Origin of the sequence: Vibrio sp. 1557 (assembly GCF_033340175.1) — a bacterium.
In the GTDB taxonomy this organism is placed as follows: domain Bacteria; phylum Pseudomonadota; class Gammaproteobacteria; order Enterobacterales; family Vibrionaceae; genus Vibrio; species Vibrio alginolyticus.
The window spans coordinates 66,774-73,246 of the sequence record NZ_JAWOVZ010000022.1 but is presented as its reverse complement, the minus strand read 5'-3'; the positions used below and the strand labels follow the sequence as shown (position 1 = coordinate 73,246).

Sequence of the window (6,473 nt, the reverse complement as noted above, 5' to 3'; positions counted from 1 at the left end):
TCAGAAGTGAAACGAAATAGCGCCGATGGTAGTGTGGGGCTTCCCCATGTGAGAGTAGGACATCGCCAGGCTTTAAATTTAAGAAGCCCGCTCGAAAGAGCGGGCTTTTTTGCATCTATAGAGTTTTAAAATTAGCTCACTTTATACCTAAAAAGTGTTCATCTAAGGTGCGATATACTTGCTCTCTGCAACCTTCCAAAAGGCTTTAACAAGCGGATTCTCCAGCTGAGTTTTGTTGCAGCAAACACCAAGTTTAAAAGGTTTAATTGGTAAGACTTTTAAACGATTTATCTTTTCTCTTACCGGACTGTTGTTGATTACAACATCAGGTGCGATACCTACTCCACACCCCAATGCAACCATACTTACGATGGCTTCATGTCCGGAGGTTTGTGCGTAGATCTTTGGCTTTATTTTCATTTGTTTGAGCCAAGTATTGGCACTGTCCCTTGCCGTTCCTGCTTCTGGGAGTATGAATGGAATGACCGACCAGTCTGGTTTTTCTTTTTGTAGCTCTTCAGCAAACGCACTAACCCCAACAGGTACGATGACAGAAAGTGGGATTTCACTGATCGTTTCAAATGCGATTTTATTTGGCATCTGTTCTGACTTGGCTGATATGGCAATATCGGCTTCATCTGCTAGTATTTTGTCGATCGCTTGAGCTGGATCGCCGGTTGATAGTTTGAATTCAATGAAAGGGTTCTGAATACGAAAGTCAGATATTAGCTCCGGAAGATGGCTGTAGCTTGCAGTAACAGAACAAAAGAGACGGATTTCTCCTTTCAATTCATCCTCGGTTCCCTTCAGATGACTCTGATACTGCTGCCATTCGCCAAGAATCTTTAAGGCGACTGGGACTAGCTTTTTACCTTGGATAGTTAAATCAACGCTACGGTTGTCGCGTAAAAACAATTGTTGGCTGGTTTCCTCCTCTAATTTTTGTATCTGTCGGCTTAAGGCTGAAGGGCTAATATGCATTGCCGCTGCGGTCTTGGCGAAACTTTTACTCTCACAGAGATGAATGAAAAGTTGCAGGCTTTTGATATTCATTAAATTTTCATTTCCACGTTGCATAAATTGCAATAACTAATTGTGAATATATCACTTTAAGCAATCTCATGTCTGTTTTAGTATAAAGTTATTCGGTAAGGCAATTACTGACCTCAATGGAAGAATCTCAAAGGAGCACCCAGATGGCTAATTATTTCAATACCCTAAACTTGCGCGAGCAGTTGGACCAATTAGGTCGTTGTCGTTTTATGGACCGCAGTGAGTTCGCTTCAGAAGCGGATTATCTGAAAGGTAAGAAAGTAGTCATTGTAGGTTGTGGTGCTCAAGGTCTTAACCAAGGTCTGAACATGCGCGACTCTGGTCTAGACGTTGCTTATGCGCTTCGCCAAGCCGCGATTGATGAGCAACGCCAGTCATTCAAAAACGCAAAAGACAACGGTTTTGAGGTAGGTAGCTACGAAACGCTAATTCCACAAGCTGATCTAGTAGTAAACCTTACTCCAGATAAGCAGCACACAAACGTTGTTGAGACGGTAATGCCGTTAATGAAAGAAGGCGCAGCACTAGGTTACTCTCACGGTTTCAACGTTGTTGAAGAAGGCATGCAAATCCGTAAAGACCTAACGGTAGTAATGGTTGCACCTAAATGTCCAGGTACGGAAGTTCGTGAAGAATATAAGCGCGGTTTCGGTGTACCGACTCTTATCGCTGTTCACCCAGAGAACGACCCAAAAGGTGAAGGTTGGGATATCGCGAAAGCTTGGGCTGCAGCAACAGGTGGTCACCGTGCAGGCTGTCTAGAGTCTTCTTTTGTTGCTGAGGTGAAATCTGACCTAATGGGTGAGCAAACTATCCTTTGTGGCATGCTACAGGCTGGCTCTATCGTATGTTACGAGAAGATGATTGCTGATGGTATCGATCCTGGCTACGCTGGTAAGCTTCTTCAATACGGTTGGGAAACCATCACTGAAGCACTGAAGTTTGGTGGTATCACTCACATGATGGATCGCCTAACTAACCCTGCAAAAGTGAAAGCATTTGAGCTTTCTGAAGAGCTAAAAGAACTGATGCGTCCGCTATACAACAAGCACATGGATGACATCATCACCGGTCACTTCTCTAGCACTATGATGGCTGACTGGGCAAACGACGATGCAAATCTACTAGGCTGGCGTGCAGAAACAGGTGAAACTGCTTTCGAAAACTACCCAGAAACTGACGTAGAAATCTCTGAGCAAGAGTACTTCGATAACGGTATCTTGATGGTTGCTATGGTTCGTGCGGGTGTTGAGCTAGCATTCGAAGCGATGACGGCATCTGGCATCATCGATGAGTCTGCTTACTATGAGTCTCTACACGAGCTGCCACTTATCGCAAACACTATCGCACGTAAGCGTTTATACGAGATGAACGTGGTTATCTCAGACACTGCGGAATACGGTAACTACCTGTTCGCTAACGTAGCAACGCCGCTTCTACGTGAGAAGTTTATGCCAGCCGTAAATACTGACGTAATTGGTAAAGGTTTAGGTGAAACGTCTAACCAAGTGGATAACGCGACTCTTATCGCTGTGAATGAAACAATCCGTAACCACCCTGTAGAGTACATCGGTGAAGAGCTACGTGGTTACATGACTGATATGAAGCGTATCGCGGTGGGCGGCTAAATGACTGGCCTTAAGGCTCCATTTCGGTGTCGAAGGTGCTCGTTTACTATCGTAAAGTTCGCGCCTTCTCCTAGAAATGAAACCTTAATACAGCGTAATTTACTTAGTCTCAAGTAACGCAGTAGATAAACTCCAGGCAGACTGGAGTGATAAATACAAAATAAAACACAACATCTAATCAAAAGGCTTGGTCGCCGTTGACCAAGCCTTTTTGTTTTTAGCCGATTTATCTGCGCGCCGATAAGAAAAACGCTCCTTTGTGAGGAGCGCTTTGATACTTATTTTTCAGCAAGCTTTTCTTCAAGTTGCGCCAACTTCTGTTCCATTTCTGTTAGCTTTTGACGTGTACGTAGTAAAACTTGAGTTTGAACATCAAACTCTTCGCGACTTACAACATCTAGCTTGTTTAGCTGGCCTTGGATTACTTGACGAACTTTCTGATCGACATCAGAGCCCAATTCTTTTACAGGTTGAGGCATTGAGTCGTGAATCTGTTTAGCAATTTGCTCTAATTTCTTTGGGTCAAACATAGTGGCTAAAACTCCTTTTGATTTGTCCTCATTTTAAGTAAATGATACGTGAAAGTCGCCACTTAGATGGCAAAAAAGAGAGCGGCAATAAAAAAGGCCACCGAAGTGACCTTTTTGAATGCCTTAATAGCTTATCTGTTATCCGCTAATTCACGATGAGCTGCTTTCGCTTCGTCAACTCGCGCTAACTTCTCCAAGTCTTTGTCTTCAACAAATACTGGCAGAGGTTTGTGTTTTTCAGCTAGGTAGCTGTAAATCACAGGTAGTACGAATAGTGTGAAGAGTGTACCGATTGCAAGGCCAGCAACGATGACGATACCGATACTGAAACGTTGCGCGGCACCTGCACCTGTTGCGTACATCAGCGGGATCAGACCTGCGATCATCGCTGCAGTGGTCATTAGGATAGGGCGAAGACGCACTTTCGCAGCTTCCATCACCGCATCAATACGAGACCGTTTATTATGTAACTGCTCTTCTTTGGCGACTTCACAGATCAAGATACCGTGCTTGGTTATTAGGCCGACCAGCGTTATCAAACCAACCTGCGAGTAGATGTTCATCGAGGCCGTACCCCAGGCCAATGCGATCAAGGCACCACATATTGCCAGAGGTACAGATACCATGATGACAATAGGATCGCGGAGTGATTCAAATTGAATCGCCAGAACGAGGAAGATGATCGCAAGTGCAAGACCGAAGGTTGCATACAAGGCACTACCTTCCGTTACAAACTGACGAGATTCGCCCATGTAATCATGGTTATACCCTGCAGGCAGTTTGGTTTGTGCAATATTTTCAAACCAATTAACTGCATCCCCCATCGAAACACCAGGGCCTGTAACAGCCCCCACAGTTGCTGAGTTTAGCTGGTTGAAGTGTGGCAAAGAGCGAGGCTCAGCCACCACATCAATGGTAATCAGACTACCTAATGGAACCGCTTTACCATCCACAGAGCGTACATAGTAGTTCTTCATCGATTCTGGGTTTAGACGCCATTTACGCTCAACCTGAGGAATTACCTCATAAGAGCGGCCATTTAGGTCGATACGGTTTACATAACCATCTGCCATCATGGTGCTGAGGGTGATACCAATGTCTTGCATAGTCACACCGTAGGCACCCGCTTTGTCTTTATCGATCTTGATCTTCATCGTTGCAGAATCATATTTCAGATCCAGATCGGAATAGACAAACATTGGACTGCTTGCTACTTCCGACAGAATGTCATTTGCAACGGTAAACAAACTTTCAAAGTTGTTTGGCGTTGTAATTACGAACTGTACAGGAAGGCCTGAACCAGCACCTGGTAGCTCCGGCATTTCGTAGGCAGCAATAGACATTCCCGGAATGCTCGAAACAAGCCCGCCAACACGCTGTTTGATTTCTGCTTGGCTCGCTTCTCGTTCGCCCCATGGTTTGAGTGTAGCTAAACCAAACGCTTGGTTAGAATCCGGTACACCGTTAAATACCTGAGCGTATTCCACTTCTGGTTGATCAGAGAGAATCTTATTCACATCATCCATGGTGTTTTGGATGTAGTCCAAATTCGAATTTGATGGTGCGGTCCCTATGAGTACTACAACACCTTTATCTTCAGATGGAGCTAGCTCGCTAGGAATAAACTTGAATAGGACTGGTAAACTTGCGAATACAATTATCGCAAACACGATCACCACTGGTCGGCTAGCCATTATTGCTTTTAACATGCTTGCGTAGCGATTAGTCATGCCATCAAGTACATGGTGAACTTTTTGCTCAAACTTGCTTGGCTTCTCGTTCGCCTTCAGCATCTTCGAACACATCATTGGTGATAGTGTCAAAGCGATGATGCCGGATACGAATACTGAACCTGCCAGTGTCAAAGCGAACTCTTTGAACAATGAACCGGTGATACCACCCATCAATGCGATCGGCGCGTACACTGCACCTAGCGTCAATGTCATCGCGATAACTGGAACCGCAATTTCACGCGTACCAATAATTGCAGCTCGGAATGGCGATTCCCCTTCTTTGATGTGACGGTCAACGTTTTCTAGTACAACGATCGCGTCATCCACCACCAGACCGATGGCAAGCACCATCGCCAGTAGCGTCATCAAGTTCCAAGAGAAACCCATTGCCTGCATCACCATTGCCACACCAATCAATGAAAGTGGAATGGTCACGATAGGAATGATTACCGCGCGGAATGAACCTAGGAACAGTGTGATAACCACAAGTACGATGACCGCTGCTTCAAGAATCGTTTTCACTACTTCGTGAATCGATTCGTTGATGGCGATAGTTGAGTCGTACATCACGTTCATTTTGATGTTACTTGGTAGGTTGCGCTCAAGCTGAGGCAACAGTTCAAGTACGTCTGCTGCAATGTTGATTGGGTTAGCGCTTGGTGCTGCGTTGATCGCCGCAACCACGGCTTCTTGACCGTTTGCACTTGCGCGATAAACGTCGTGACTCTTCTCCAGCGTTACTTTAGCGATATCACCTAGGCGGATGACATCCCCTTCACCAGTTTTCACGACCAATGCTTCAAGTTCAGCAACGTTTGATACCTGAGTATCTGCGCTACCGTTATAAAGTACGAACTCACCCGTCGCTTGACCGGTTGCAGATTGGTAGTTGTTGGCGTTAAGAACGCTCATCACATCCGTAGCGGTCAACTTCAAAGCGCCCATTTTGGCAGGATCTAACCATACGCGCAGTGCGTACTTCATACCACCATACAGGTCAACTTTGGATACACCGTTTACAGTGAACAACTGCGGGTTGATTACACGCTCAAGGTAGTCAGTGATCTGGCTTGAAGATAACTCGTCACTCGTAAAGCCGATGTACAGTACCGCCGTTGTCGAACCTGTCGACATGGTTACGGTTGGATCTTCGGCTTCTTTTGGAAGCTGAGAACGTACTGAGTTCGTTTTCGCTAAGATATCAGCCAATGCTGCATTCGGGTCAGTATTCAACTTCATGTTGACAGTAATGGTTGATTTACCTAGTACCGATTGCGAAGTCATGTAATCAATATTATCGGCTTGCGCTACCGCTTGCTCCAATGGCTGAGTAATAAAGCCTTGGATCAAGTTGGCACTTGCACCGTAGTAACTGGTGGTCACGGTGACCACCGTATTCGTCATTTCAGGGTACTCACGAACTTGCATTTTGAACACCGCTTGCAAACCAAGCAATGCAATCAAAAAGCTGATCGATACCGCTAAAACTGGACGTTTTATAAAAACATCTGTAAAGCGCATGATGCCTC

Annotated in this window: 4 protein-coding genes; 1 reads left to right on the top strand and 3 read right to left on the bottom strand. The window is 45.3% G+C overall.

Going from position 1 to position 6,473, the window contains the following annotated elements:
* Positions 1 to 162: 162 nt before the first annotated feature.
* Positions 163 to 1,053, bottom strand: a complete 891-nt coding sequence (gene ilvY / locus R7070_RS20025) for an HTH-type transcriptional activator IlvY (RefSeq protein WP_318141281.1) — start codon at positions 1,051 to 1,053, stop codon at positions 163 to 165.
* A gap of 143 nt (positions 1,054 to 1,196) precedes the next feature.
* On the opposite strand from ilvY, the gene ilvC reads away from it, so the two are divergent.
* Positions 1,197 to 2,681, top strand: a complete 1,485-nt coding sequence (gene ilvC, locus R7070_RS20020) for a ketol-acid reductoisomerase (RefSeq protein ID WP_005379098.1) — start codon at positions 1,197 to 1,199, stop codon at positions 2,679 to 2,681.
* A 278-nt stretch (positions 2,682 to 2,959) separates the two neighbouring features.
* On the opposite strand, the gene ubiK is transcribed toward ilvC, so the two are convergent.
* On the bottom strand, positions 2,960 to 3,211 hold the full coding sequence (gene ubiK / locus R7070_RS20015; RefSeq protein ID WP_005379099.1) for a ubiquinone biosynthesis accessory factor UbiK: 252 nt from the start codon (positions 3,209 to 3,211) through the stop codon (positions 2,960 to 2,962).
* 131 nt (positions 3,212 to 3,342) lie between these two features.
* Positions 3,343 to 6,465, bottom strand: coding sequence for a multidrug efflux RND transporter permease subunit VmeD (gene vmeD / locus R7070_RS20010; RefSeq protein WP_104975727.1), 3,123 nt, complete (start codon positions 6,463 to 6,465; stop codon positions 3,343 to 3,345).
* Positions 6,466 to 6,473 lie beyond the last annotated feature (8 nt).